This window comes from Suipraeoptans intestinalis, assembly GCF_009696485.1.
In the GTDB taxonomy this organism is placed as follows: Bacteria; Bacillota; Clostridia; order Lachnospirales; family Lachnospiraceae; genus Suipraeoptans; species Suipraeoptans intestinalis.
On sequence record NZ_VULY01000018.1, the window covers coordinates 1023675 to 1048815 of the forward strand.

A 25141-nucleotide genomic window follows, 5' to 3' on the forward strand; every position below is an offset into this window, starting at 1 on the left:
CCCTTTGCAAGGTCACAGACAGGGATGAAAAGCAGCTTACAGGCTCCGCTGACGGCTTGCCTCAAAACTAAGAACCGCTGCCGCGATCCCTACATTCAGGGATTCCACCTGTCCCTGCATGGGGATTTTGATCCGAGCATCCGCCAGCGCAGCGGTTTCTTCCTTCAGTCCGTTCCCCTCATTTCCCAGCAAAAATCCGCAGGGCTTCGTGAAATCCTGTTGATAATACGGCAGGCTGCCTTCCAGGTGCGCCGCATATAGCCGGATCCCGCTCGCCTTTACGCAATGGATCGCCTCTTTCAAATCCGCCACCCGCACAAACGGAAGACGGAATACCGATCCCATGGTGGACCGGATCGTCTTGGGTGCAAACAGATCCGCACAGGCTTCATCCAGAAGCACGCCGCTGACTCCGGCTCCCTCCGCCGTCCGAAGGATCGTCCCCAGGTTCCCCGGATCCTGGATCCCCTCCAGCAGTAACAGCTGCGGACACTCTCCTCTTACGATCTCCGCCAATGCATGGCAGGGTTTTTGCACCACACACAGAACTCCCTGAGGCGTCTGTGTGTCCGAAACATATTCAAATACACGGTCGGCAAGTATCTCTATCCCGGCCTTGCATCTGTTTTCCAAATCTTTCGCCAATTCTTTCTGCTTTTTGAGAAAGCTTTCCGATACATAGATTTCTCTTAAAAGCCCGGCCGGCGTTTCTTTCGCCATACGGCTTCCTTCTGCCAGAAATACCCCTTCCTCCTCCCGGCATTTTTTCTTTTTCTTTAGCTGTATCAGTCGCTTTACCTTCCCATTGGATGTACTGGTGATCATAGATTTTCCGTCTCCTTACACTTTAAACCGATATCCCACGCCCCAGATCGTTTCAATATACTGGGGATTGGAGGTATCCATCTCCACTTTTTCCCGGATCTTTTTGATGTGTACCGTAACGGTGGCGATATCTCCCACCGATTCCATATCCCAGATCTCCCGGAACAGTTCATCCTTGGTGTACACATGATTGGGATGGCTGGCCAAAAACGTCAGCAAATCATACTCCTTGGTGGTAAAGGCCCGTTCCTCCCCATTGACCCAGACTCTTCTGGCAGTCGTGTCGATCCGAAGTCCCCGGATCTCGATCACCTTGTTGCGTTCCGCCACGCTTCCGGTCAACCGGTCGTACCTGGCCAGATGCGCCTTTACCCTGGCCACCAGTTCGCTGGGACTGAAGGGCTTTGTGATATAATCGTCGGCTCCCAGACCCAGTCCTCTGATTTTATCAATATCTTCTTTTTTTGCAGACACCATCAGGATCGGGGTGTTCTTGATCTGACGGATCTGCCTGCAGATCTCAAATCCATCCACCTCCGGAAGCATCAGATCCAGGATATACAGATCAAACTCTTCCTTCAGTGCCCGATCCTGTCCCGTTCTTCCGTCGTTGCATACTTCCACCTGAAATCCCGCAAGCTCCAGATAATCTTTCTCCAGATCCGCAATCGCCTCTTCGTCTTCTACGATCAGTATTCTATTCATGTATCGGCACCTCCTGATATTTTCTAAGCACGAAATACATGGTCGTCCCTGTATTTTCCCTGCTGGTCGCCCATATCTTTCCGCCATGTTCTTCAATGATCTTTTTTACAATAGACAGCCCGATCCCGCTGCCTCCCTTGGAAGAATTTCTGGAGGTATCGCTCCGAAAAAACCGATCGAAAATATTGGGCAGATCCTTCGCCGCAATCCCTTTTCCGTTATCCTCCAGCTCTATCTGGACAAAATCTCCCACGTCCTTGATCCGCAGATTGATTTTTCCCTTTTTCTTATCCATGTATTTGATGGAATTGTTCACGATATTGTGCACCACTCGTTTGATCTGTTCTGTGTCGGCAATGACCTTCACATCTTCCTCCACATAATTGAAATAGCCAAATTCTATTCCGGCAGGCTCCAGCTCCATCGCCAGATCCTCCGCACAGTCATTGAAATATCCGTTGACGGAAATGGTGCTGAAATTATAGGGGATGCGGTTGGTATCGATCTTGGTGTAAAAGGTCAGCTCATTGATCAAAAGATCCATCTCATTGGCTTTGTTGTAAATGGTCTTTACATATTTGTCCACTTTTTCCGGAGTGTCCGCCACTCCGTCCAGGATCCCTTCCGCATAGCCTTTGATGGTGGTGACCGGCGTTTTCAGATCATGGGAGATATTGCTGATCAGTTCCTTGTTTTCCTGGTCAAATTTCAACCGCTCTTCCGTGGTATCCTTCAGCCGTTTCCGCATGGCTTCCAGATCCCGACACAGGCTGCCCAGCTCATCCTTGGATTCCTGCTTCAGTTCAAAATCCAGATTCCCTTCGGTAATATTTTTTGCCGCCACCTGCATTTTGGCCAGCGGCCGCATCACCCCTCTGTAGATCCAGTAGATTAAAACGGCGGCGGTCAGGATCAGAACGATCATCACTCCGTATACCATCCGCACCAAAAATGTTTCGATCTCCGGGATCATATCCTTCATATCCGTCACCAGAAACAGGCTGCCCTTTTGACCATCTGCATAGGTTACGTCGATCTGCTTTAACAGTACCTGCTCTTTGCCCCCCAGATAGATCCCGTTCTGGGACGCTTCCGACGCTTCCCCGTACTCGGGTAGCTGGGAAAGAATGGCGTCTACCTGCTTTTTCCCGGAGCCCACATAAGTGATCTCTCCTTCCCTGGTTGTCAGCAGGAAGCTTTTCTTCTTCTGCAGCCGCCGGTTCCACTGCTCCAGATAGGAAACTTCCTCCAGTCTGGCCGGCTCTTCTTCCGCCACCTGACTCAATTCCTGAAATGGTTTTTCCGTCAGGGCGGACATGGTTTCAACGGAGTTGGACAGACTTTTTACCGTCGTCCCTTTCAATTCATAATTCTTCTCAATGGAATGTATCTGATGCGTTCCCAGCACGAATACGATAACCGACGTCAGTATGACAGGAATCAGTATCACCGTCAGAAACGCAATGATCAGGCGTGTTTTTAATTTCATGGCAATCCCTCCGTGGAAAGTATAGCATGAAAATAGGTGCTTCATGACAAAGCACCCATAAACTTTTCTAAAATTTTTATAAATATCCTTTCAGAACCTCTGCCTTATCTGTCTTTTCCCAGGGGAATTCCACGTCTGTCCTTCCAAAATGCCCGTAAGCCGCCGTTTTTTTGTAGATCGGCCTGCGCAGATCCAGCATCCGGATGATCCCCTCCGGCCGAAGATCAAACTGTTCCCGGATGATCTCCACCAAGGCTTCGTCCGACAGGCGCCCCGTTCCAAAGGTATCCACCATGATGGAGGTGGGATGTGCCACCCCGATGGCGTAGGACAACTGGATCTCGCATTTCTTTGCCATCCCTGCCGCCACAATGTTTTTTGCCACATATCTGGCTGCGTAGGCTGCGGAACGGTCCACCTTTGTACAGTCCTTTCCGGAAAACGCCCCGCCTCCGTGTCTTGCCATGCCGCCGTAGGTATCCACGATGATCTTTCTGCCGGTCAGTCCGCTGTCTCCGTGAGGACCTCCGATCACAAACCGTCCTGTGGGGTTGATAAAGAACTTGGTCTGTTCATCCACCATTTCTTTCGGGAGAATCCGGTTAAATACGTGGGTGGTGATGTCCTGATGGATCTGCTCCTGAGACACCTCCGGATCATGCTGTGTGGAAAGCACCACCGCATCCAGTCGTTTCGGCACTCCTTCTTCATCATACTCCACTGTTACCTGTGTCTTTCCGTCCGGTCTCAGATAGGGCAGCGTGCCGTCCTTTCTCACCTGCGTCAGTCTTTGTGCCAGCCGGTGTGCCAGAGAAATGGGGTAGGGCATCAGCTCCTCTGTTTCGTCTGTCGCATACCCGAACATCATCCCCTGGTCTCCTGCCCCGATGGAATCTGCATCCTCCGGCTTCTGCTGCTTTGCCTCCAACGCTTTATCCACTCCCATGGCAATGTCCGAGGACTGTTCATCGATAGCCAGGATCACGCCGCAGGTATCTGCATCAAACCCGTATTTTCCTCTTGTATATCCGATCTCCCGCACGGTGTCCCGCACCAGCTTCTGCATATCCACATAGGCATTGGTGGTAATTTCTCCCATCACCATTACCAGCCCTGTCGTGGTACAGGTTTCGCATGCCACACGGCTCATGGGATCCTGCTCTACCAGCGCATCCAAAATGGCGTCTGAGATTTGATCGCACATCTTATCCGGATGTCCCTCCGTTACAGATTCTGATGTAAATAAATGTCTTTCCATTTGATTTCCTCCCGTCTTTTCCTGTTTTATTTCTGTTTCATCTGACATTGTGCAGATCTGCACAGTCACCAGGCTTTCCGCCAAGCGCAGATCCCGCATCGTTGCCGCTAAAAAAGCAGCCCGACAAAGGACTGCTTTACATACATAAATCAATCCTCTTATTGTTCGAATGACTCGCTCAGGTTGGCACCTTCCCTTCCGGGGGTTGCCGCAGCTTCACAGGTCCTTTGTACCTCCACTGCTCTGAATAAGAGAAATTTTATTAAATTCCACTGGAACTATACTATTTTTTCTTTCGTTTGTCAAATACACAAAACGATTCTGTCATTTTTCTAACCGATTCTCAGGCAAAACTTCTGGATCGCTTTTTCCGAATCCACCCGCTCAATGATCCCGCCGATCCCTCTTAGCTTTTCCTCAAACCGCTCATAGCCTCGTTGGATATATACGATATCATCGATGATAGTGATTCCGTCCGTTGCCAGACCTGCAATGCAAAGCGCCGCACCTGCCCGGAGATCCGGAGCGCTGACCCTTGCTCCCGAAAAGCTTTCCACGCCTTCAATGGTAGCGGAATTGCCCTCTATCTTCACGCTGGCTCCCATTCTCGCCAGCTCATCCAGATACTTAAACCGGTTTTCAAAAATACTCTCCACGATAGTGCTGGTTCCCTGGGAAAGCGCCAGCGTCACGCCAATCTGAGGCTGCATATCCGTTGGAAATCCCGGGTACGGCAGTGTCTTTACATGTGTGCTGTTCAGCCGGCCCTTCGCCACCACACGCACCGCATCGTCAAACTCTTCCACCTCACAGCCCATTTCCACCAGCTTGGCCACCGTTGCTTCCAGATGCTTGGGAATTACGTTCAGCACCGTCACGTCTCCCTTGGTAGCCGCAGCCGCAAACATAAACGTTCCTGCCTCGATCTGATCCGGGATCACGGAATACTCCGTCCCGTGAAGCTTTTGCACGCCACGGATCCGGATAATGTCCGTTCCGGCTCCTCTGATGTTTGCTCCCATACTGTTCAGGAAGTTGGCCACATCCACCACATGGGGCTCCTTTGCGACATTTTCCAGGATCGTCAATCCTTCGGCCATGGCCGCTGCCATCATAACATTGATGGTGGCTCCCACACTGACCACGTCAAAATAAATATGTTTCCCCCGAAGCCTCTCTACCTCCGCCAGGATCTTTCCGCCGTGGATGATCACTTCTGCTCCCAGCGCCCGAAATCCCTTCAGATGCTGGTCAATAGGACGGCTGCCAATGTTGCAGCCTCCCGGAAGCGCCACCTCCGCCCTCTTGTATTTTCCAAGAAGGGCTCCCAGCAGATAATACGAAGCGCGGATCTTCTTGATATATTCATACTCTATGGACATGTCGCTGATGTTCTTCCCGCTGATCCTCACCGTATGCCTGTCTACTCTGGAAACAGACGCGCCGATCCCTGCGATGGCATCCAGCATCACGTTGATATCGTTTACATCCGGAAGGTTATCTATCAAAACCGTATCGTCGGTCATGATAGCTGCAGAAAGAATCGCAAGAGCTGCGTTTTTTGCTCCTCCGATCTCTACCTCTCCCACCAACGGATGACCGCCCTTAATAATATATTGCTCCATACTCCACCTCAATCGCCAAGATTTATCTCCGTGTCATTATACCACAGAATCCCTGTTTGTAAAATCTTTTTTACAGACTCGTAATTTTTCTGTAATATTTCTCTACTTTTTCAGTGCAGTTATCACGGCTTCCAGCGTCTCTTCCACCGTCCGTCCGTCTTCACAGATGGTAATGTCCGCATACCGTTCAAACAGCCGGACCCTCTCCCGGTAGAGATCCAGAAGTGTCTGTCCTTCTCTTAACACCACGCCTCTGTCTTTTACATTTTGAAGCCTGGCTGCGATCGTTTCATAGGAGGCCTGCAGGTAGACCACACGGCCGATTTTTTTGAAATGCTCCATGGCATTGGGGCAGTAGACCACGCTCCCCCCCGGGGAAATCATCGTTTTCTCCGCTTCTATGCCTGCGTTGACCCGGTCTTCCACCTCCAGAAATCCCTCAATCCCCCGCTCTGCAATGATCTCCTTCAGGAGCTTTCCCTCCTGTTCCTGGATCAAAAGATCCGCATCTAAAAACTGATATCCCAGCCGTTTTGCAGCCACCACGCCGATCGTGCTTTTCCCCGACGACGGCATTCCGATAAAAATTACATTGTCCATGCTTTTGCTCCTTGTGTCTGATGCTTTTTCCGGAGAAAATCGGGGCGAATGCTCCGCCCCGATTTTCTCTGTATTTTCTTGTCTGCCGCCTTGCTTTTCCGCTGTCGCTTCCAAAAGCCGCGGCCCTTCGCCGCATCCGCTTTCGGAAAACGTCAGCCGCTGCCCGGCCCTCTCTTTTCCGGAATATCCGAAACGCTCAAAAGATACGCTTCTGATCCAATCAGGCTCTCTCGCTATACTTGTGCGCTTCCTCCAGCATCATGTCCTTTACTTTCATCAGGCGGATCTGAGAGCTTCTTTCATTCTCGTCCAGCTTCATGGTGATATACTTGATCGTCCTTCTGGCCTCCGGAATGATCACATGCTCCAGCGCGTTTACCCGCCTCCTGGTTTTCTCAATCTCTGCCGCCATCAGCTGGCAGGCTTTTTCGATCTCCGCCAGCCGCAGCATCTCCGGCAGGATGTCTGCCAGGGATTTTACTGCGTCGTCCAGATCTCCCGATGTAAATGCAAACCCATAAGAATAGATGTCATTTGCATCTGCTGTGCGGGTTTTGGTGGTGAATGCCGGAATATTTACACTCATGACATTCTTACTTCCCACTTCCAGATTGACTTCCTGCTTGGGCGCCATAAATGCCGTTCTCAGAGTCACTTCATCCATTCCCGCCTTGGCGATCACAAAGTTCTGGTTGGCGGCCTTGATTCCCGCCTCCACCTTTAGACGAAGTTCCATGTTTTCCTTGACCAGTTCCAGAAATTGACGCATCAGCTCATCTCTTTTGTCTTTTAGAAGCTTATGGCCTTTGACGGCTGTGACCAGTTTTCTTTTTGTCTTCGTCAACTCCATACGGGTCGGCGTAATCTGTGTGGATGCCATATCCTACCACCTCCGTCTATTTTCCGTAGTATTCGTCCAGATATTTGTCATCAATTCGCTTCAACTCGCTTCTGGGAAGCAAAGACAACAGCTCCCACCCGATGGTAAGCGTTTCCTCAATGGAACGGTCTGCCAGATAGCCCTGCGATACATATTTCTTTTCAAATTCCTCTGCAAATTTTGCATAGAGCAGATCGATCTCTGTCAGCGCCGCCTCTCCCAGGATAGTCATCAGCTCCTTGGCATCCTTTCCTCTGGCATAGGCTGCAAACAACTGGTTCATGGTATTGGAATGATCCGCTCTGGTCTTTCCGTCTCCGATTCCCTTGTCTTTCAGACGTGACAGAGAAGGCAGTACGTCGATAGGCGGCTGGATCCCTTTTCGATACAGCTCACGGCTCAGGATCACCTGTCCTTCTGTAATATAGCCTGTCAGGTCGGGGATGGGATGCGTCTTATCATCCTCCGGCATGGTCAGGATGGGGATCATGGTAATGCTTCCCTTCTTTCCCTTCTGCCGTCCGGCTCTCTCATACAGGGTTGCCAGGTCTGTGTACATATATCCCGGATATCCACGGCGTCCCGGCACTTCCTTTCTGGCTGCCGACACTTCCCGGAGGGCGTCTGCGTAATTGGTGATGTCCGTCAGGATGACCAGTACGTGCATATCTTTTTCAAACGCCAGGTATTCTGCCGCCGTCAAAGCCATTCGCGGCGTGGAGATACGCTCGATGGCCGGGTCGTTTGCCAGGTTGATAAATAATACCGTTCTGTCAATGGCCCCCGTCTCCTTAAAAGACTCCACAAAGAAGTTGGACTCCTCAAAGGTGATCCCCATGGCAGCAAACACTACCGCAAAATTTTCATCTGTGCCGCGAACCTTTGCCTGTCTTGCGATCTGCGCCGCCAGATTGGCGTGAGGCAATCCCGACGCCGAGAAGATCGGCAGCTTCTGCCCTCTTACCAGGGTATTCAGTCCGTCGATGGAAGAGACTCCCGTCTGGATAAATTCCTCCGGATAGCTTCTTGCCGCCGGGTTCATCGGCAATCCGTTGATCTGTCTTCTTTCTTCCGGAAGGATCTGAGGGCCTCCGTCAATAGGACGTCCCAGTCCGTCAAACACACGTCCCAGCATGTCTTCGGACACGCCCAGCTCCATGCTCCTTCCCAAAAAGCGCACCTTGCTGTTACTTAAATTGATTCCCGATGCACTCTCAAACAACTGGACCAGTACGTCGTTTCCGTTTACTTCCAGTACCTTGCACCGTCTTCTTTCGCCGTCTGCCAGCTCGATCTCTCCCAGCTCGTCGTAGGCAACCTGTTCCACCCCTTTTACCAGCATCAGTGGTCCGGCAACTTCCTGTATTGTTCTATATTCTTTTGGCATAGCTTAGAAGTCCTCCTTCCCGGCAATGGCTGCCACTTCTCTTTCCAGCTCGCTCTTGATGGCCTCATACTCTTTGTCTAACTCTTCTTCTTTTGTATACTTGAATCTTCCGATCCGCTCCCTGACCTCCATGTTGATGAGCGCCTGCATCTTTCTTGGATGCTCTGCCAGCGCCTGTGAGGCTTCCTCATAGAATGCCAGTACCAGCCGCATCATCAGATGCTGTTTTTTCAGGGACGTATACGTATCGATCTCGTGGAAAGAGTTCTGGTGCAGGAAGTCCTCCCGGATAGAACGCGCCGCTTCCATTTTCAGTCGGTCTGTTGCAGACAGCGCATCCATTCCTACCATTTTTACGATCTCTTCCAGTTCCGCTTCATCCTGGAGAAGGCTCATCATCTTCTGGCGGTTTTCCATCCAGTCAGACGCTACTTCCTGATCAAACCACGGCCCCATATGATCCACATACAGAGAATAGCTGGTCAGCCAGTTGATAGCCGGGAAATGCCGCTTGTAGGCCAGCGCCGAATCCAGTCCCCAGAACACCTTCACGATCCGAAGAGTTGCCTGAGATACCGGCTCTGAAATATCTCCTCCCGGAGGGGATACGGCTCCGATTACAGACAGGGCTCCCTCTCTTCCATCAGATCCCAGGGAGATCACGTGCCCGGCTCTCTCGTAAAACTGTGCCAAACGGCTTCCCAGATAAGCCGGATATCCTTCTTCGCCCGGCATCTCTTCCAGACGTCCCGACATCTCTCGCAGCGCCTCTGCCCATCTGGACGTAGAGTCCGCCATCAAAGCCACCGAATACCCCATGTCCCTGAAATACTCTGCAATGGTGATTCCCGTGTAAATGGAAGCCTCCCGTGCCGCCACCGGCATGTCGGAGGTGTTGGCGATCAGAACGGTCCTCTCCATCAAAGACTGCCCTGTTTTCGGGTCCTTCAGCTCCGGGAACTCGTTCAATACGTCCGTCATCTCGTTTCCACGCTCTCCGCAGCCGATGTATACTACGATATCCGCTTCCGCCCATTTTGCCAGCTGGTGCTGGATAACGGTCTTTCCGCTTCCAAACGGTCCCGGAACAGACGCTACTCCTCCCTTGGCAATCGGGAAAAAGGTATCTACCACTCTCTGCCCTGTGATCAGCGGTTTCTGCGGAGGCAGCTTTTTCACATAGGGACGTCCTTTCCGAACCGGCCATCTTTGCATCATGGTCAGTTCCTTTTCTCCATCCTCTGTTTCCAGGACCGCCACTACCTCTTCTACCGTAAATTCTCCTGCTTTGATCTCCTTGACCGTACCCTCTACGCCAAAAGGAACCATGATCTTCTGCTGTACTACGATGGTCTCCTGTACCGTTCCCAGGACATCTCCTGCAACCACCTTGTCGCCCGCTTTTGCCACCGGCACAAATTCCCATTTCCGGTCTCTTTTCAGAGAAGCCACTTCCACCCCTCTTTGCAGGCTGTTTCCCGATATTTTCATGATATCGTCCAGCGGACGCTGGATTCCGTCGTAGATGCTGGCAATCAGCCCGGGGCCCAGTTCTACGGACATGGGTACCTGCATGGATTCTACCGGTTCGCCCGGACCCAGTCCTGATGTTTCTTCATATACCTGTATGGATGCTTCGTCTCCGTGCATCTCGATAATCTCTCCGATCAGCCGCTGGTCGCTTACACGCACCACGTCAAACATGTTGGCATCTCTCATGCCCTTTGCGATGACCAACGGTCCAGCTACTTTTTTGATTGTTCCTCTGCTCATTTGAACGAATCAACCTCCTTTATTGGTTTCCAAACAGAATGTCCGATCCAACAGCCTGCTCTACCGTTTTCTTTACGCCTTCCACACCGGCTCCTGTGTTGCCGGAAATCCCCGGTACCCGGACGATGGCAGGCATTACCTGTTCTTCGTATTTTTCCAGTTCCTTTGACAGCTCTTTGGCCAGCGCTTCCGTGATATAAATGATTCCATACTGCCCGGCCGCCAGTCTGGCCAGCCTGTCCTTTCCTTCTTCTTCATCGGCAACAGGAAAGGTATCCAGCCCCAAAGCAGCAAAGCCGTAAATACTGTCATAATCGCCTATTACCGCTATCTTATACATACATTTCCCTTATCCTTTCCCGAATGGACTCCTCCGGCAGCCGGTTCTGCTTTCCTGACAGCACCATCCGCACCGTCCTGATCTCATTTTGTCTTGCGATCACATACGCCACGACAGGTCCCAGTGTAAACGCCTCATACTTCTGGGATTTCATAGTCTCTATGATCCTGTTATCGCACCATCGTTCAAAGGCCGACATCGACTGGCGCAGCACTTCTGCTCCCTGGGAATAGGATGTTTCCTGAAGGTATTCGCAGATGCCTTCTATGCCCGCCAGCGCTGCTTTCGCAAGCCGCTCCCAGCGGATCCCTTCACAGTCTGTCATTGCTTTTTCCATAAAGTCCAAAGACTTCCCTGTCTTGGCAGACCGGACGGCCACCTTGATGTTGGCTACCGCCACATAGGATTCCGCGTATTCCCGGATAACCGGTTCCTTCGTCTCTTTTCCCGCCTGACAGATCGCCTCCAATGTCGCCTTGTCGATCATAATGTCGCACAGCTGTCCGTCTCTGGTGTGCAGAAGACTTTCATAGGCTTCCCTTGCCACTTCCTGCAGCACTTCGGGAAGCTCCTCAAATCGCCTTTCCCGCACCAGTGTCAGCATCTCTTTGCCCATAACCATCCCGTTTTCATAAAAAATCTGATGGTTGGTCTCCTCTGTACACACCTCTTTGATCGCCGCCTTCAGATTGTGGAACAGCTTGGGGTACATCAGCACGTCAAATCGTTCCAGCGGAATACCCAGCTCTCTTACCACATCCCAGATCTTCTCTTCTTCTCTGGCCAGAATCCCTTCCATATCCTTTTGTAGCGCTCCGTCGCCCCAGCCTTTTTCTTCCAGTAACTGAAGGCATTGTTCATATGTCTGACAAGCGATCAGCTGGTCTACGACCTCTTTTGAAAATAAATTCACCTCCATTGCACGGATCCGTGCAACCGCATAGGTATATTCTTCCCTCATGCCTTCCCTCCTACGCAAACAACAGCCGGTGAACCTTGTCGGACAGCTCCTCCTGTCTGGCATCAAACAATGCTTTCAGGGTACAATTTTCTTCAATCCCTCCGTAAACGAGAATGAAACCGTTCTTTATCGCACCCTCCTTCTCAGAGATACGGAGTTCTCCACCTTTTGCCTTTGCAATCTCTTCTATTTTGTCTCCAAATCCCTCCGGCAGTCTGCCAAGATCTGTTTTTCCAAACAGGATTTCTCCCGTTTCCGGCAGCGCATACTTCTTTACAAGGAGAAGCAGTGCAGAAAAATACTCTTCTTCGCCCAGGTTTTCCAGCGCTTCATACGCCTGTTTCAGCACATCGGCGATCACACCCTGTTTTGCTTCCAGAATCTTTGTCCGCTTCTGCAGATCGATAAAAGAAGCTGTTTTCTCCTGCTGCTTCTTTTCTTCTGCCTCCGCCTTCCGGAGCATTTGCTTCTCACTTTCTTCGGCTTCTTTCTGAGCTTGTTCTATGATCTCTCCTGCCGTCAGTTTGGCTTCCGCAATCTTTTCTTCCGCTAAAGATCTGGCTTCATCCATGATCTGGCTTTTTATCTTGTTTAATCCGCTCATTGCCTGGCTCTCCTTTTTCTTTAAAATGACACGTTTCTTTTCGATCCTGTCCGCTTACAGCTGAATAGATGTTACTGCGAGGACGGAGATCAGAAGCGCCAGAATGGCGTAGGTCTCTACCATGGCCGGGATCAGCATCGCCTTACCAAACTGATCCGGTTTTTTTGCTACGATTCCGATAGCTGCCGCAGCCGTTTTTCCCTGATGCTTTCCGGAGATCAATCCTACGATCCCGATAGGAAGACATGCCGCCAGGATCAAAAGTCCTGTCTGTACGGAAATCTCTGCGGCTCCTCCGCCCAGGATCCCTACCTTCGCCAGTGTAATGAAGCCTACCAGAAGTCCATAGATCCCCTGGGTTCCCGGAAGCAGCTGCACGATCAGAACCTTACCAAACTTAGACGGGTCTTCTGATACGACTCCGGACGCTGCCTGACCTGCGACTCCAACTCCGATAGCAGATCCGGCTCCTGCCAGAAATACTGCTACCGCTGCTCCCAACAATGCATAAACGATTCCTAAACTACTCATCTTACTTCTCCTCCTTGATTTCTACATATTTTGTTTGTTGTGTAAAGGGATGGAAGCCTCTTCCGCTTCCCTCATAAAACTTACCGAAAAATTCCACAAATTGAAGACGATTGGTATGCACATAGGCTCCCAGGATATTGATGGCCATATTCAGACTGTGTCCTACCAAAAATACAATGATGAAGATTATCACGCCTACTACGCTCTTTCCTGCCATGATCCCCATCTGGTTCACCACCGACGCGATAACTCCCGTTGCCAATCCCAGCGCCAACAGTCTGGAATAGGAAAGCACGTCACTGAGCCAGCCGGTAATGTTGTACAGGTCATACGCCCCCAGCGCCAGTCGCAGGGCCGGGTTCTTGCTCTCCCGTCCCGACATGAGAAACAATCCCGCCGCTCCTCCGATAGCCAGTCCCTTTGCCAGTAGATTGACTGCCGGTGGGAAGGTCACTTCCATCTGGGAGATCGCTACAAATACCTGGCTGGGTATCAGAAGAAGGATCAGTCCGATCACAAAGGCATACCAGAGTACTACGTCACAGAAAAAGTCCAGTATCCGCTTTTCCTTCAGGCAGATATAGCCTTTGATTCCCAGTCCCACAAACAGGTGGATGGTACCGAACAGCATGGAATATACCAGCATCTTCATCGGATTGTTCAAAGGAACAAACCAAAGGGCTTTCACTTCTACCGTTTTTCCCAGAAACGTCTTTGCCGCCACCGTGATCACGTCTCCGAAGTACCCTCCGAACAGAACGCCCCACACCAGTGTGGACAGTCCGCAGTAGAAAAACAGTTTCAGTGATTTCTGCATACTTTTTTCCATCCGGGGAAACTTTTTCAGAAGTACGAAGCAGCAGATAGAGATAATGGCTCCATACGCCGCGTCGGAAAGCATCAGCCCAAAGAAAAATACGTAAAAGAAGGACATGACCGTTGTCGGATCAATCTCTCCTTTTCCAGGAAGTCCGTAGGATTCCACCACGCCTTCCATGCTGGAGGAAAACCGGTTGTTGACCAGTACCGTAGGCGGCACCTCGTCCTCTTTCAGATCTTCCTCATCCAGGACACAGCTGTATACCTTCTCGATCCGTTCCCTGAGAAGCGGAACCTGTTTCTTTGCCACATACCCGCTGATGCAAAATACCCGTTCTGACTGCGGGAGCGTCCCCAGCACCTGATACTTTTCTGCACGGATCCTGTAGTAATCCGAGGCGATCTGAAGCTCCTCCCTGGCAGAAGCCAGCGCTTCTATCTCTTTTTCCTTCTTTTTGATGGTCTCTTCCAGGTCGTGAATCTTCTTTTCCCAGTCTTTTATCTGCTCGCCGGGAGATTTGCAACTTTTCACCGTTGGTCTTGCAAAACCCAGACTGCGCAGCGCTTCTTCGATTTTTTGTTCATCTTTTTTCAGACAAATGATCAAAAGATAGATGCCGTCCCGGTCGCTGGACACCTCTTCCAGATGCACCTCTTCCAATTCAGGCTCTGCCTCTTTCAGGCTTTCCTTTACCATTTCCAGCGTCCACTGTCCGCTTAGAGTCCCCAGTATCACCGCCGTCTTGTCTGTCCCTCTGCTGTTCATGGGAATGTCCAGGCTCTTCCACGGTGTCAGACTTTCTATCTGGTTGTACAGTCCATGGATCTCATTTTTCAGCTCTGCGATCTCCTTGCTTATGCCCACCAGAGCACTTCCCGTTTCCACCGCCTGTTTTCTCTGCCGGATGGTCTGCTCCAGTCTTTCCTTACCCAGTAGCGTCTTTCCTTCAAAGCCTGATAAGAACGACTTTTTCTCCGGTGTGTACGTCTCCAGAATATGCAGCGCCTGCTCAAAAAGATGTACCTTCTTTTCAAAGCTCTGTCTGGCGTTTGTGGTGTCCATCTTTTCAAAGCCGCCGTCATCCTGCCGGATCTGATCCATCTCCATGACACCCAGAGACTGTATGGTTTCCAAAATCGCTTTTCGATCCCGTTTTAGCCCGCAGATACTTACTCTTTGCATCTGCAATACTGCCATAACATTCTCCCTCCTTTCCCCCTGCTGTCTGTTACAGCAATGCTTCTTTCACAAGTGTAACTGCGTCTTTTTCCTTTTCTTTCGCCCGTCTGGTGAGTTCTTTCGTTTCTTCTTCCGCCGCAGCCTCCGCCTGTTCAATCGCCGCCTGGGAAAGTTGTTTCTGACGCTCCAGTCCCTCTTTGACTCTCCGGCTCACAGTCTCTTCCTTTTCCTGCCGGATCTTCCTGGCTTCCTCTTTTGCCTCTTCCAGAATCCTGGTACAGGCCTCATCTGCCTCCTGCAGTACTTTTGCCGCCTGGGCTTCCGTTTCCCGAATTTCCCGCATGGTTTCCTCTACCAACTCATTCACCTCTTTTCCTTCATGAACCTATTTGGCTAAAATTATAATATATTCCAATTCATAAGTCCATGAAATTTATGCTTTTTTAATGATTATATCTATCAGTACTTATAAATATTATGAATAGTCAAACGAATTTTCCTGCATTTTAATCCTTCCATTCCAATCGATGCAGTTTTCCCTCCCTGCACATGCCGTCAAACCCCTGCTGGCGCAGCGCCTCGTAGAGGACCACCGCTACAGAATTCCCCAGATTCAGGGACCGGATCTCTTCCAGCATGGGGATCCTGATGCATGTTTCCTCTGAATCCTGCAGGATCTCCTCCGGAATCCCCGCACTTTCCTTGCCGAACATGATATAGCAGTCTTCTTCGTAGGAAACCTCTGTATAGATCCGTTTTGCCTTGGTCGTTGCCAGATAGATCTTCGCTTTCGGATTCTTGTCCAAAAACTCCCGGTAGTCTACATAGGTGGTGACATCCAATCGGCTCCAGTAATCCATGCCTGCCCGTTTCAGATTCTTTTCTGTCAGCCGAAACCCCAGCGGCTCGATCAGGTGCAGCCTCGCCCCTGTCGCCACGCAGGTTCTTCCGATATTTCCGGTATTTGCCGGTATTTCCGGCTCCAGCAGTACAATATTGATCATTCTCTTTCTCCTCCCAGCCATTTCAGCCATTCATCCGGCGCCGGGCGATCCAGACACCGGATCTCCTCCCCGTTTTTCAAAAGCTTCTCCTTTCCCTCCTTCAGGCGACCGATCCTTTTTACAAAGACCTCCTGTTCTCCCAGTTCCTGCTCCAGATCCGTCCCGGAAGTCACTATCATGCAGCCCGCCGACTGCATCAGGTAGGGGTTCAGACGAAAATGCTCACAAATCTCGATCACCTCCTGCAGGAGAGGGATCTGCTTTAATTCCACTTCAAATCCACAGCATTTGGATTCCGCCATCTTCCACAGAGCGGCAAAGATCCCGCCCTCTTCCGTCTGATACCAGCCGGTGATCCCATTTCCCTGTAAAAAACAGCGATCCTTTAAAAACTGCTCCTCTTTCCACCGTTCCATTTCTTCCAAAAAAGCAGAAGAAAATCTTTGTTCTAAGATTTTTTTCTCCTGCCTTTTAAGCTGCAGGGCGGCAGATAAGGCAGGCAATCCTACACAGTAAATCTCCTCTTCCCCTTGGCTGTACGGTATACACTTTTCCGATTCCCTTTTTTCCCAGATATCTTTTCTGTCCTGCGTTTCCTTTTCCCTGCCCGCAGCAGTCTGTGCGCAGACTTCTCCCGCTCCTGTCACAGTCACTCCCGGACTTTTCAGCAGGGGATTCACCCGCCGTTCAACGCCATGACAGGGAATCTGTTTTTGCCCGCAAAGATCCCGCAGTCTTTTTTCCACCCGGATAGAAAGCATCTTATATTCTCCGGAAGGGATCTCCACCGACGCCGTTACAGCAAGCTGCCGACACCCTCTGCTTTTCAGATGATTTGCCACCATGGCAAGAGCCGTATCTCCCACACGCTCTTCCTCTCCGTAGGCGGTATATGATTTCCACGCAAGTTCCATGTTGATTGCCTCACTTTTCTTCTTCCTGTCACGCTACACGATCAGATATGGGATCACCATCGTGGCGATCATGGCCACGATCACCGTTACCGTAATGATCGCTATGATTCTTTTCGTCCGTTTGTCATGAAATTTCATCTCGTTTCCTTCTTTCCCATCACAGCATCCGCTGCTTTTCTACGGCAGTCCGCTTCCCCTGCCGGTTGGTTCTATGCAGACGCCGCCTTTCCCGGCCGCATCTTTTTCGCCAACTATAACGCCCATTATAGCACATGTACTTTTTTTTGTACAATATGGAAGCCTTTTTTCATCTACTTTTTTTGTACTGTTTTGTACAGAGATATCTCCTCTTTCTATGCAGATCCGCACGGTGCAGCGTTATAATTTCAAGCTAAAATTGGGAGGCTGTTTTCTTACCCAGTATAGCGGCAGGAAAAACATAGAAAAAGCGGTGTATGGGTTATTGGAAGAAATTTTTCCGGAAGGAGGATTACTTCCGGTGACGATCCGAAGCTCCAAATGGATTGAAGAAAGCACTTTGGAGCAACAACCACTACTGGCCAGGGATCCGAAAAAGAAAGAGAAGATCACACGAGAATATCTGGCGCTGACACGGCATATCATGGAAGGAGAATAGCTATGGGAAAGTTTAATTTATCAAAGATTCGAGGGACGGAAGGCCTGTTGAATGAAGACGGTGGAATGAAAGCGGGACTTGGACTTTTAAATGATGTATCCAGAGGGGATATGGATCTTCTGTATTTAGACAGGCGTCAGATTGAAAAGAATAAACGGAACTTTTATAAGATTGGAGAGATTGAAAGCCTGGCGCAGTCTATCGCAGACGTAGGCCTCAAGCAGCCGCTGGAGGTAAAGCCGATTGAGGGAAATAAATTTGAGCTATTAAGTGGGGAAAGAAGGCTGACTGCCATTGATCTGCTGATCGAAAAAGGGATCTGGCAGAAAGTGATTCCCTGTGTGGTGACGGTACTGGATAAAATTGATCTGCCGCTGGATGAAGAAGAAAAGGAAATGTATTCTATCATCACAACCAACCGGGAACAAAGGGATTATACCGATGGAGAGATTGCAAGAGAGCTGCAGGAATTGAGACGAATCTACAAAAAGCTGAAAGATCAAGGAGTGGAGCGTCTGAAGAAAGCGGATGGAAGTGAAGTGGAACTAAAAGGAAAACGAGAAAGAGAGGTGCTTTCCGAAACCCTGGGGATCTCTACTGGGAAGGTGGCACAGTTTGACAAAGTGGAACATCAGGGCAGCCCTGCGTTAATGGATGTCATGTTGGAAGATAAGATTTCCTCCAACACGGCAGCACAGGTGGCAGATATGCCAGTGGAGGTACAGGAAGATTTCCTGCAGAAAATGCAGGCGCAGAAAAAAATCGAAGGGAAGGACTTGAAAAAATATCAGGAGGAACAGAAGGGACTATTGAGTAGTGAAAAAGAACATGCTACACTACAAAAAAGAGAAGTAGAGGTTCCGGAAGGGTATTGCTATTTGGACGGAGAAAACTGGAAACAGGATACAGAAGGGATCCGCAAGCAGGTTCGGATTGGGATGCTGCTGCAGGAGGAACAATACTTTCAATATCTGAATGTCATTCGCCAGTTGGAGGAACTGATAAAGAATGGAGAAAGTGTCATTGGAAGCACAAAAGAAAATCATCACAACCTATAAAGTGACCAGATCTATGTTTATCATTGAGCATCGGCTTTTGAAAGAAACGGGAGCAAGCCTGGTGGCATTTCAGAAAAAGGCGATTGCTACTTTTTTGAGAGGAGATTGTAAGGTGAACCCCCGGTTGAAGATCCGTGCTTACACAGATCCGGATTATGTAAGGAAAACGGTACGGGAACAGATCATACTGACAGAAGCGGAAAATGAAGCGTTAGAAGAAGTGGCGGCAGACGAAAAGACCACGAAAACAGTAGTAATCTTTCAGGCTATGCTGAACTTCTGCGAAATGCAGGCACGGTTATTATGGGGTTAGAGAAAGACGCCGGGAAGCTGTGTGGAGGAAAAAGAAGAGTACGTGTCAATGTTGACACGTAAAACCAATGGGAGAAAATTGTAAGAAGGAGGAAGAGCAGATGGCAAAATCGGAATTTAAACTGATTATAAGAATCGACCCAGAAAAAACAGAAAAATATGGGTATGACTATCGGGAAGTAATAGAGGCAGTAGAAAAAACCTGTGAGAATTACCAGTGCATCAATCAGGGAGATGGTGTTTTTACAGGAAGAGGGGTTCCCTCTGACGTTTCCCATGTAGGGAATGCAGCACATCATTTATGTCATGCAGACTGGTTTGAAAAATGCGTGAAATCGATAGAGTGGTTCGCTCCAAGAGGAGAACATATAGATTTAATCCAATATTACACAGAGAAAAAAGGAATAATGTTTGGATAGGAGATTGAATATGGAGAAAAAGTCTCGATATTCCATGAACTTTGATTTGGATACAAAGAAATTAGAGAAATTCTATCCAGGCAAAAATTGGCGAAAAGCTTATGAAGATATTCGGGAATATTTAACTGGAAAAGAATTTATTCATGTGCAAGGATCAGGCTATCACAGTAAAGAAGAACTAGCATTGTTGGATGTTTATGAATGTATTCAAGAAATGGGAGAACAGTTTAGCTGGTTGGAAGATTCATTGTATACAATTTATGCGACAGAGATAGGTGACACTTATGATTTTTCCGAATCTTTAAGAGATGCTTGTAAACAGAAAGAACAAAACCCTCAGACTTATATGCAAAAAGCCGTGGAAAGAGCAGCAAGACAGGCAGAAGGCCAGCAAGAATTTATAAATGAGGAAGAGTTGGATTTTTAGATAGAGTTATACGGGATAGAGAATAGGAAATAAAGGAGGGAAAAATAAATGAAAAGACTGATATCGGCAGCTTGCGTGGCAGCTTTTCTTGTTGCTCTGGGCGTTGGCGCACAGATGGAAACCGGGGCGGAAACGAAGCAAAAAATGAAAGTGGAACAGACAGAAAAAAAGAAGGAAGAAAAGAAAACGAAAAACAAGGTAGAAGTCAAGAAAGAAGAAGCTGCAGATAAAGAAGAGGTGGAGGCGGTCAAAGAAGAGGAGAAAAAGGCAGAAGTTTCATCCACTGAAGGAAGCGAAAAGAAGAAAGAAGCGGAAAAAGCTGGAGGAACCGGGGTAGAGGCGAAGCAGAAAGAATCAGCAAAATCAGCGGAAACTTCTGGTTCAGGGAACACGTCCCAGACAGAGCCAAAAGCACACAGCCATAACTGGCAGCCAGTGTATACCACGATTACGGTAACAGATCAGGCAGCATGGACAGAACAAGTTCCAGTGTATAGGCAAGAAGCATGGAAACAATGCAATACATGTGGAGCAGACATAACGGGACAAACTTCAAGACAACATGAGGAGGCAACGGGGTGCCCTTGTGGTGGATACGGAACAGCATATCGCCAAGTTTTGGATCATTATAATACGATAAATCATCCAGCAGTAACACATCAGGAACAGCAGATCACCGGGTATCGATGCAGCTGCGGAGCAACCCAATAAAAATGGATAGAAATGTGAAGGAGAACAGGTCAAAACCGTTGAATGGTTGGCCTGTTTTTTGTTATAGTTTTCTTAGAAGTTCTAGGAAAAGGATCGAAAAGGGATGGGGAAATTCTATAGTCATCTAAGTCGGGATGACCGACTTAAAATCGAATTGATGTTACGGCATGGGTTTGGAAAAAGGGAGATCGCCGAAGAATTACAAGTTCACATATCAACCATTTATCGGGAAGTAAAACGAGCGACTTATCTACACAGGAATACAGACCTGACGGAAGAAGAACGGTATAATCCGGAAGAGGCACAAAGGAAATATCGAGAGAAGCTGAAGGAGAAAGGAAGGGGGCTGAAGATCGGAACAGATAGAAAGCTGCTTCGGTTTTTGGAGCATCAGATTATAAAGGAAAAGAAGTCGCCCTATGCGGCGCTAGAAGCAGCCAGGAAATCAGATCAGGTGTTTCAAACACAGATCAGCTTATCTACTTGCTATAATTACATCAGGAAGAGGGTGTTTCCTAATATCGTATTGGCTGATTGTCCCATGCCACACAAAAAAAGGAAAAAGAAGGTACAGGTGGCAAAGAAGGTCAGCAGAGGAACCAGTATTGAGAAGCGACCGGAAAAGATTAACCGCAGAGAAGAAGTGGGACATTGGGAAATGGATACGGTTCTGGGTGGAAGGGGAAGCAAAAAAAGCCTTCTGGTATTAACAGAAAGAGCGACGCTTCTGGAAGTGATAGAACCACTGAAAGCACATACGGCAACGGAAGTGGTGCGAGCATTGGATCGGATGGAACGCAGAATCGGAGAAAAGGCTTTTCGGGAGTTATTCCGCAGCATTACAGTAGATAATGGGGCGGAATTTAGCGATTACAAAGGGATTGAGCGATCCCGAAGAAATAAGAAAAGCAGAACAAAAATATACGTCTGCCACCCATACAGAAGTACAGAGCGTTCCAGGAATGAGAATCAAAACAGATTTATCAGAAGATACCTGCCAAAAGGAATGAACCTTGATGGGATTTCCAGAAATCAAATCAAACAGATAGAAGCATGGATGAATCAATATCCCAGAAAAATCTATGGAGGGAGATCTGCAGAAGAAGTCTTTCTGAAATTGATTCAGGAAGCAACAGAAAGGGGGTGGATTGCATAACACAGGAGACAATTTTTTCGGGAGACGACAGCCACTTGTATAAGTGGCCACTTTGCGTGTTCTTCTCATACAAAGCACAAAATATTCGGGGAGAAAAAAATATAAAAAAAAGATAGGAAGAAAGTGAGCATTAACACTTGACATTTTCACTATGCAGATGCCTTTCCTTTTTCATTGACATTTTATGCAAAATCCTTTAGAATGAAGACCTGTGCAGCCGGGGTGGTAGCGGTACCTTGTACCTGCAATCCGCTATAGCAGGGGTGATACTGTGCCGAGGGCATCGCATTGCAGAGCTGCCCTTGATCAGCTGATGCCGATGTTCGGGTCTTACGCAGCGGAACTTCATGAACCGTGTCAGGTCGGGAACGAAGCAGCACTAAGTGAAATCTTCCGGGTGCCGTAAGGGTGCCTGGACTGAGTCAGCTGCCAAGGTAACGTCTGGGATCGATCGTTCGACGCACAGTGCACAGAAAACAGACCATAAAAAATCCATGACAGAAAGGATCTGGTGATCCCGGTTCATGGATTTTTTTATTGCCCTATTTTGTTTTAACAGGAAGTCTCCTGCCCTTCTTTTTTCTTTTCCCGAAGCTCCTTAAAAAATGCTTTCATCATCTCGCTGCATTCCTTTTCCAACACTCCCGTTTCCACCTCCGCCTGATGATTAAAAGCTTCTTCCCGAAGCAGATCCAGGACAGATCCGGCGCACCCCGCTTTTGGATTCATGCAGCCGATCACCACCTTGTCCATTCGCGCCTGCACAATGGCGCCTGCACACATCTGGCAGGGTTCCAGTGTCACATACATTTGACATCCCTCCAGCCGCCAGTCTCCCAGCCGCCTGCTGGCTTTTCGGATGGCGATCATCTCGGCATGTGCCAGGGGATTTTTCTCTGTCGTCCTTCGGTTGTATCCTCTTCCAATGATCTTCCCCTCGTAAACGATCACGCAGCCAATAGGAACCTCCCCCAATGCGTAAGCCTTTTTTGCCTGCCGAATGGCTTCTTTCATATACTTTATCGTATCTTCCGTCATTTAGATGATCCCTTTCATTTCCTGATACAGCCGTTTGGCGTAGCTGTCCGTCATTCCACAGATATAGTCTGTTGCCAGAAGCAGACGAAGATACAACTTTTCTTCCTCCGATCTTCCTTCCGCCTGTCTGTGATAGGCTCTCTTATAATTGCTGGAAACAAAGGACATCAGTCGTTTCCCTATGGCATCCAGAGACGCCTGCGGATCATCATACCGGATCGCCGCCTCTAAAAATCTATCCATCAGATCATTCAGAATGCTGGACTCTGCTACTTCCATCCGGTAAATGGTCTCCGAAGTAAAGACCTCCCGGTATGCCAGTTTGCCCAAAAGTTCCATCAGGGACTGGGCGAAGGTTCCATGAAAGAGGTCTGATGGATACCGTCCCTCCATGATCTCATGATAATGGGTGTTGAATCCATCAGTGGCACACTGGATCAAAAATGCCTGCAGCCTTACGATCCAGTTTTTGATGGCATACTCTCTGGGATCCTCCACTCCTTTTTCCAGTCCTCTCTGGTACAGCTCCTCCAGTTTGTCCGCTCCCTTAAACCCGCCAGATACCGGCGGCTCTTCACTTTCCAGTTTTCTAAGGACCTCTAACAGCTTATCAAACCCGATAAATCCTTTTACAAAGGCGTCTTCAATATCTGCCGTTTTATAGGCAATATCGTCTGCCGCTTCCAAAATATACACCAGCGGATGCCTCGCTCCATTCGTCCCTGTCTCCTTGACAATGTCCTGAAACAGTTCTTCGTCCGCCAGATAATAGCCCATTTTTTTCTCCTTGATGTCCCGGGAGGCCGGATTTACCTCCAAAGAGGACACCGGATACTTAATGATAGAAGACAGCAGCCCGTAGGTCAGGTTCATCCCATTTTCGTCCACCAGAAAATGCAGGCGGCTGACCAGCCGCAGCGCCTGCGCATTTCCCTCAAAATGATAAAAATCCCGGATCATTCGTGGCGTCAGTACCTGCTCCAATGGTTTTCCGTGGTATTGCAGTCTGGGAAGATTCTCCTTAAACCAATGCCGAATAGCATACTCTCCGAAATGTCCAAAGGGCGGATTTCCAATATCATGGATCAGTCCGGCACACTGCAAAATGCTGCAGATATCTTCTTTCATTTTCTGCGTAAATCCCGAATCCTTCCGATAGGTCAGAATGTTTTCTCCGATATTTTGCCCCAGAGACTTTGCAAAAGAAGAAACCTCCAGAGAATGGGTCAGCCGGGTGCGAATAAAATCGCTTTTATCCAGGGGAAAGACCTGGGTCTTATCCTGCAGCCGCCGAAAGGATGCGCTCCCGATGATCCTGTGGTAGTCTTTCTCAAACTCGCTTCGCAGATCCGTTCCTTTTCCGTACTTGCTGCTGCTTTCTCTTCTTCGTTTTGTCGATAACAATTGTTCCCAGTTCAAACCTGCTCCCCTTTTCTAATCCAGAAAGATCGGCTCTTCATAGTCCTTTCCAAGTTCCGCTTTTAACCGCTCCTGTTCTCCTAAAAACGCCCATTCCGTCATATCCTTCCAACTGTGGGTTCTTCTGCTGTAAACCTGAACATAACCCAGCCGTTTCGGATGGATCCGAACACTGTTGCTTTCATATTCTCTACCGGTATAGGGATTGACCTCCCCTTTTTCCAGGTCTTCCTCTTCTGTCGTCGCCAGCACTTCCTCCAGCGCTTCTTCATACTCCACCTGATATTTCTGCGGATAGTCTGACGGCTGCAAAATTTCTGCCTCCTTCTCCTGCCGCTTTTTCGTCTCCGGGAGTTCTTCTGCCGGCTTTTCCGGTTTTGCTTCTTTTTCTTCTTCCTGCTTTCTTGTCCGTCTGGTCAGCCAGCCAAACATCTTTTTCGCCGGCTCCTTTTTAACCGGTTCCTGTTTTGCCAAAGCCGCTTCTTCCGCAGCCGCTTCCTGCTTTACCGAAACCACTTCTTCCACGCCCGCTTCCTGCTTTACCGCGTCATGGGCAACCGTCTTCTGCTCCTGCCTTTCTTCCACGGCGGTCTCCTTGCCGGAATCTTCCGAAGAATCCTCCTTTAGATCTTCTTTGATTTCTTTTATCTTCTGAGACGGCTCCGCCTTCTTTTTCTTCTTCGTTTCTGCTTTCTTCCGGGTCCTCTCTATCTTTTCCTTTACCTTTTCGATGATCGCCTCATCTTCCAGAGCCGCTTCATCCAATATGTTTAACTGGAACGGCCGCTCCAGGATCTCTGCGATCAGGATCATATCTTTTTCCTGAAAATTATCTCTGCCCAGGCGCTGCGTCAGATTCTGGCGGGACATTTTCTTCCCGGTCCGCTCTTCCATCACTGCCGCCAGCTCTTTGATGGTCATTCCTTTTCTCTTTAAAATGATTTTCACTTGCTCCCCGAATGATAAATACATTTCTTGCTCCTCCTTCTCTTTTCTGTCATAGATGTTCTGTGGTTGAATCGTCCCTCATTAATTACAGAAATATATTCGTTTCTTTTTCTTCCCTCTT

The 25141-nt window shown here is 49.0% G+C and carries 27 protein-coding genes, 1 other RNA gene and 1 riboswitch; of the genes, 8 read left to right on the forward strand and 20 right to left on the reverse strand.

The annotated features are described in order from the left end of the window. Nucleotides 1–36 precede the first annotated feature (36 nt). The 17 genes from FYJ34_RS05550 to FYJ34_RS05630 all read right to left on the reverse strand — a co-directional run bounded on the left by FYJ34_RS05550 (nt 37) and on the right by FYJ34_RS05630 (nt 16895). The gene (locus tag FYJ34_RS05550) at nt 37–825 is read right to left on the reverse strand and encodes a TrmH family RNA methyltransferase (RefSeq protein ID WP_154476892.1); all 789 of its coding nucleotides are present in this window, start codon (nt 823–825) and stop codon (nt 37–39) included. Nucleotides 826–840: 15 nt separating this feature from the next. Continuing rightward, nucleotides 841–1530: a response regulator transcription factor gene (locus FYJ34_RS05555; RefSeq protein ID WP_154476894.1), complete on the reverse strand. Its 690-nt coding sequence runs from the start codon at nt 1528–1530 to the stop codon at nt 841–843. Continuing rightward, nucleotides 1523–3019, reverse strand: a complete 1497-nt coding sequence (locus tag FYJ34_RS05560; RefSeq protein ID WP_154476896.1) for a HAMP domain-containing sensor histidine kinase — start codon at nt 3017–3019, stop codon at nt 1523–1525. Before FYJ34_RS05560 ends, FYJ34_RS05555 begins: the two co-directional genes overlap by 8 nt. A 76-nt stretch (nt 3020–3095) precedes the next feature. After that, nucleotides 3096–4277, reverse strand: coding sequence for a methionine adenosyltransferase (gene metK / locus FYJ34_RS05565; protein ID WP_154476898.1), 1182 nt, complete (start codon nt 4275–4277; stop codon nt 3096–3098). 155 nt (nt 4278–4432) lie between these two features. Then, nucleotides 4433–4531, reverse strand: a riboswitch (SAM riboswitch). Nucleotides 4532–4609: 78 nt separating this feature from the next. Continuing rightward, nucleotides 4610–5902, reverse strand: coding sequence for a UDP-N-acetylglucosamine 1-carboxyvinyltransferase (locus FYJ34_RS05570; protein ID WP_154476900.1), 1293 nt, complete (start codon nt 5900–5902; stop codon nt 4610–4612). 102 nt (nt 5903–6004) lie between these two features. Then, the gene (locus tag FYJ34_RS05575; RefSeq protein ID WP_154476902.1) at nt 6005–6502 is read right to left on the reverse strand and encodes a shikimate kinase; all 498 of its coding nucleotides are present in this window, start codon (nt 6500–6502) and stop codon (nt 6005–6007) included. 220 nt (nt 6503–6722) lie between these two features. After that, the gene (locus FYJ34_RS05580) at nt 6723–7382 is read right to left on the reverse strand and encodes a V-type ATP synthase subunit D (protein ID WP_154476904.1); all 660 of its coding nucleotides are present in this window, start codon (nt 7380–7382) and stop codon (nt 6723–6725) included. A 16-nt stretch (nt 7383–7398) separates the two neighbouring features. Continuing rightward, a complete protein-coding gene (locus tag FYJ34_RS05585) occupies nt 7399–8769 on the reverse strand; it encodes a V-type ATP synthase subunit B (RefSeq protein WP_154476906.1) in 1371 nt (456 codons plus the stop codon). 3 nt (nt 8770–8772) lie between these two features. Beyond that, nucleotides 8773–10542: a V-type ATP synthase subunit A gene (locus FYJ34_RS05590; RefSeq protein WP_154476908.1), complete on the reverse strand. Its 1770-nt coding sequence runs from the start codon at nt 10540–10542 to the stop codon at nt 8773–8775. A 19-nt stretch (nt 10543–10561) separates the two neighbouring features. Next, on the reverse strand, nt 10562–10882 hold the full coding sequence (locus FYJ34_RS05595; RefSeq protein WP_154476910.1) for a V-type ATP synthase subunit F: 321 nt from the start codon (nt 10880–10882) through the stop codon (nt 10562–10564). Next, complete coding sequence (locus tag FYJ34_RS05600; RefSeq protein ID WP_154476912.1) at nt 10875–11843, reverse strand: V0D/AC39 family V-type ATPase subunit; 969 nt, start codon at nt 11841–11843, stop codon at nt 10875–10877. Before FYJ34_RS05600 ends, FYJ34_RS05595 begins: the two co-directional genes overlap by 8 nt. Nucleotides 11844–11853: 10 nt before the next feature. Next, nucleotides 11854–12447 carry a V-type ATP synthase subunit E gene (locus FYJ34_RS05605; RefSeq protein ID WP_154476914.1) on the reverse strand — a complete coding sequence of 198 codons (594 nt, stop codon included), beginning with the start codon at nt 12445–12447 and terminating at the stop codon, nt 11854–11856. 54 nt (nt 12448–12501) lie between these two features. After that, on the reverse strand, nt 12502–12978 hold the full coding sequence (locus FYJ34_RS05610; RefSeq protein ID WP_154476916.1) for a V-type ATP synthase subunit K: 477 nt from the start codon (nt 12976–12978) through the stop codon (nt 12502–12504). A 1-nt stretch (nt 12979) separates the two neighbouring features. After that, entirely contained in the window at nt 12980–14995 is a 2016-nt protein-coding gene (locus FYJ34_RS05615; RefSeq protein WP_154476918.1) for a V-type ATP synthase subunit I, read from the reverse strand. Between the two features lie 31 nt (nt 14996–15026). Continuing rightward, nucleotides 15027–15344 carry an ATP synthase subunit B family protein gene (locus FYJ34_RS05620; RefSeq protein ID WP_154476920.1) on the reverse strand — a complete coding sequence of 106 codons (318 nt, stop codon included), beginning with the start codon at nt 15342–15344 and terminating at the stop codon, nt 15027–15029. A gap of 139 nt (nt 15345–15483) precedes the next feature. Beyond that, a complete protein-coding gene (locus tag FYJ34_RS05625) occupies nt 15484–15981 on the reverse strand; it encodes a tRNA (cytidine(34)-2'-O)-methyltransferase (RefSeq protein ID WP_154476922.1) in 498 nt (165 codons plus the stop codon). Then, nucleotides 15978–16895, reverse strand: a complete 918-nt coding sequence (locus tag FYJ34_RS05630; protein WP_154476924.1) for an AIR synthase family protein — start codon at nt 16893–16895, stop codon at nt 15978–15980. Before FYJ34_RS05630 ends, FYJ34_RS05625 begins: the two co-directional genes overlap by 4 nt. A gap of 370 nt (nt 16896–17265) precedes the next feature. Between FYJ34_RS05630 and FYJ34_RS05635 the strand changes: the two genes are divergently transcribed. The 8 genes from FYJ34_RS05635 (at nt 17266) to ffs (ending at nt 22088) form a co-directional block, all read left to right on the forward strand. Beyond that, entirely contained in the window at nt 17266–17532 is a 267-nt protein-coding gene (locus FYJ34_RS05635) for a hypothetical protein (RefSeq protein WP_154476926.1), read from the forward strand. Nucleotides 17533–17534: 2 nt separating this feature from the next. Then, the gene (locus FYJ34_RS05640; RefSeq protein WP_154476928.1) at nt 17535–18590 is read left to right on the forward strand and encodes a ParB/RepB/Spo0J family partition protein; all 1056 of its coding nucleotides are present in this window, start codon (nt 17535–17537) and stop codon (nt 18588–18590) included. Next, nucleotides 18556–18903, forward strand: coding sequence for a hypothetical protein (locus FYJ34_RS05645; RefSeq protein WP_154476930.1), 348 nt, complete (start codon nt 18556–18558; stop codon nt 18901–18903). Before FYJ34_RS05640 ends, FYJ34_RS05645 begins: the two co-directional genes overlap by 35 nt. 100 nt (nt 18904–19003) lie before the next feature. Then, on the forward strand, nt 19004–19321 hold the full coding sequence (locus FYJ34_RS05650) for a hypothetical protein (protein WP_154476932.1): 318 nt from the start codon (nt 19004–19006) through the stop codon (nt 19319–19321). A gap of 10 nt (nt 19322–19331) precedes the next feature. Further along, complete coding sequence (gene vapD / locus FYJ34_RS05655; protein WP_154476934.1) at nt 19332–19748, forward strand: VapD family protein; 417 nt, start codon at nt 19332–19334, stop codon at nt 19746–19748. Between the two features lie 48 nt (nt 19749–19796). After that, nucleotides 19797–20459 (forward strand): hypothetical protein, encoded by a 663-nt coding sequence (locus tag FYJ34_RS05660; protein WP_154476936.1) that lies wholly within the window; start codon nt 19797–19799, stop codon nt 20457–20459. A gap of 103 nt (nt 20460–20562) precedes the next feature. Then, complete coding sequence (locus FYJ34_RS05665; RefSeq protein WP_154476938.1) at nt 20563–21615, forward strand: IS30 family transposase; 1053 nt, start codon at nt 20563–20565, stop codon at nt 21613–21615. A gap of 209 nt (nt 21616–21824) precedes the next feature. Beyond that, an RNA gene (gene ffs / locus FYJ34_RS05670) (signal recognition particle sRNA large type) lies at nt 21825–22088 on the forward strand. 79 nt (nt 22089–22167) lie between these two features. On the opposite strand, the gene tadA is transcribed toward ffs, so the two are convergent. Genes tadA through FYJ34_RS05685 form a run of 3 tightly spaced genes read right to left on the reverse strand, consistent with a single transcriptional unit; the run spans nt 22168 to nt 25044 of the window. Beyond that, on the reverse strand, nt 22168–22653 hold the full coding sequence (tadA, locus tag FYJ34_RS05675; RefSeq protein ID WP_154476940.1) for a tRNA adenosine(34) deaminase TadA: 486 nt from the start codon (nt 22651–22653) through the stop codon (nt 22168–22170). After that, on the reverse strand, nt 22654–24072 hold the full coding sequence (locus tag FYJ34_RS05680; protein ID WP_154476942.1) for a deoxyguanosinetriphosphate triphosphohydrolase: 1419 nt from the start codon (nt 24070–24072) through the stop codon (nt 22654–22656). A gap of 15 nt (nt 24073–24087) precedes the next feature. Beyond that, the gene (locus FYJ34_RS05685) at nt 24088–25044 is read right to left on the reverse strand and encodes a hypothetical protein (protein ID WP_154476944.1); all 957 of its coding nucleotides are present in this window, start codon (nt 25042–25044) and stop codon (nt 24088–24090) included. Between the last annotated feature and the right edge of the window lie 97 nt (nt 25045–25141).

Coding starts and splice junctions, on each gene's coding strand:
- FYJ34_RS05580 (WP_154476904.1), bottom strand. CDS start 7,382: ATGGCATCCACACAGATTACGCCGACCCGTATGGAGTTGACGAAGACA.
- tadA (WP_154476940.1), bottom strand. CDS start 22,653: ATGACGGAAGATACGATAAAGTATATGAAAGAAGCCATTCGGCAGGCA.
- metK (WP_154476898.1), bottom strand. CDS start 4,277: ATGGAAAGACATTTATTTACATCAGAATCTGTAACGGAGGGACATCCG.
- FYJ34_RS05585 (WP_154476906.1), bottom strand. CDS start 8,769: ATGCCAAAAGAATATAGAACAATACAGGAAGTTGCCGGACCACTGATG.
- FYJ34_RS05665 (WP_154476938.1), top strand. CDS start 20,563: ATGGGGAAATTCTATAGTCATCTAAGTCGGGATGACCGACTTAAAATC.
- FYJ34_RS05560 (WP_154476896.1), bottom strand. CDS start 3,019: ATGAAATTAAAAACACGCCTGATCATTGCGTTTCTGACGGTGATACTG.
- FYJ34_RS05595 (WP_154476910.1), bottom strand. CDS start 10,882: ATGTATAAGATAGCGGTAATAGGCGATTATGACAGTATTTACGGCTTT.
- FYJ34_RS05590 (WP_154476908.1), bottom strand. CDS start 10,542: ATGAGCAGAGGAACAATCAAAAAAGTAGCTGGACCGTTGGTCATCGCA.
- FYJ34_RS05610 (WP_154476916.1), bottom strand. CDS start 12,978: ATGAGTAGTTTAGGAATCGTTTATGCATTGTTGGGAGCAGCGGTAGCA.
- FYJ34_RS05570 (WP_154476900.1), bottom strand. CDS start 5,902: ATGGAGCAATATATTATTAAGGGCGGTCATCCGTTGGTGGGAGAGGTA.
- FYJ34_RS05660 (WP_154476936.1), top strand. CDS start 19,797: ATGAAAAGACTGATATCGGCAGCTTGCGTGGCAGCTTTTCTTGTTGCT.
- FYJ34_RS05640 (WP_154476928.1), top strand. CDS start 17,535: ATGGGAAAGTTTAATTTATCAAAGATTCGAGGGACGGAAGGCCTGTTG.
- FYJ34_RS05600 (WP_154476912.1), bottom strand. CDS start 11,843: ATGAGGGAAGAATATACCTATGCGGTTGCACGGATCCGTGCAATGGAG.
- FYJ34_RS05575 (WP_154476902.1), bottom strand. CDS start 6,502: ATGGACAATGTAATTTTTATCGGAATGCCGTCGTCGGGGAAAAGCACG.
- FYJ34_RS05555 (WP_154476894.1), bottom strand. CDS start 1,530: ATGAATAGAATACTGATCGTAGAAGACGAAGAGGCGATTGCGGATCTG.
- vapD (WP_154476934.1), top strand. CDS start 19,332: ATGGAGAAAAAGTCTCGATATTCCATGAACTTTGATTTGGATACAAAG.
- FYJ34_RS05650 (WP_154476932.1), top strand. CDS start 19,004: ATGGCAAAATCGGAATTTAAACTGATTATAAGAATCGACCCAGAAAAA.
- FYJ34_RS05685 (WP_154476944.1), bottom strand. CDS start 25,044: ATGTATTTATCATTCGGGGAGCAAGTGAAAATCATTTTAAAGAGAAAA.
- FYJ34_RS05605 (WP_154476914.1), bottom strand. CDS start 12,447: ATGAGCGGATTAAACAAGATAAAAAGCCAGATCATGGATGAAGCCAGA.
- FYJ34_RS05630 (WP_154476924.1), bottom strand. CDS start 16,895: ATGGAACTTGCGTGGAAATCATATACCGCCTACGGAGAGGAAGAGCGT.
- FYJ34_RS05550 (WP_154476892.1), bottom strand. CDS start 825: ATGATCACCAGTACATCCAATGGGAAGGTAAAGCGACTGATACAGCTA.
- FYJ34_RS05615 (WP_154476918.1), bottom strand. CDS start 14,995: ATGGCAGTATTGCAGATGCAAAGAGTAAGTATCTGCGGGCTAAAACGG.
- FYJ34_RS05625 (WP_154476922.1), bottom strand. CDS start 15,981: ATGATCAATATTGTACTGCTGGAGCCGGAAATACCGGCAAATACCGGA.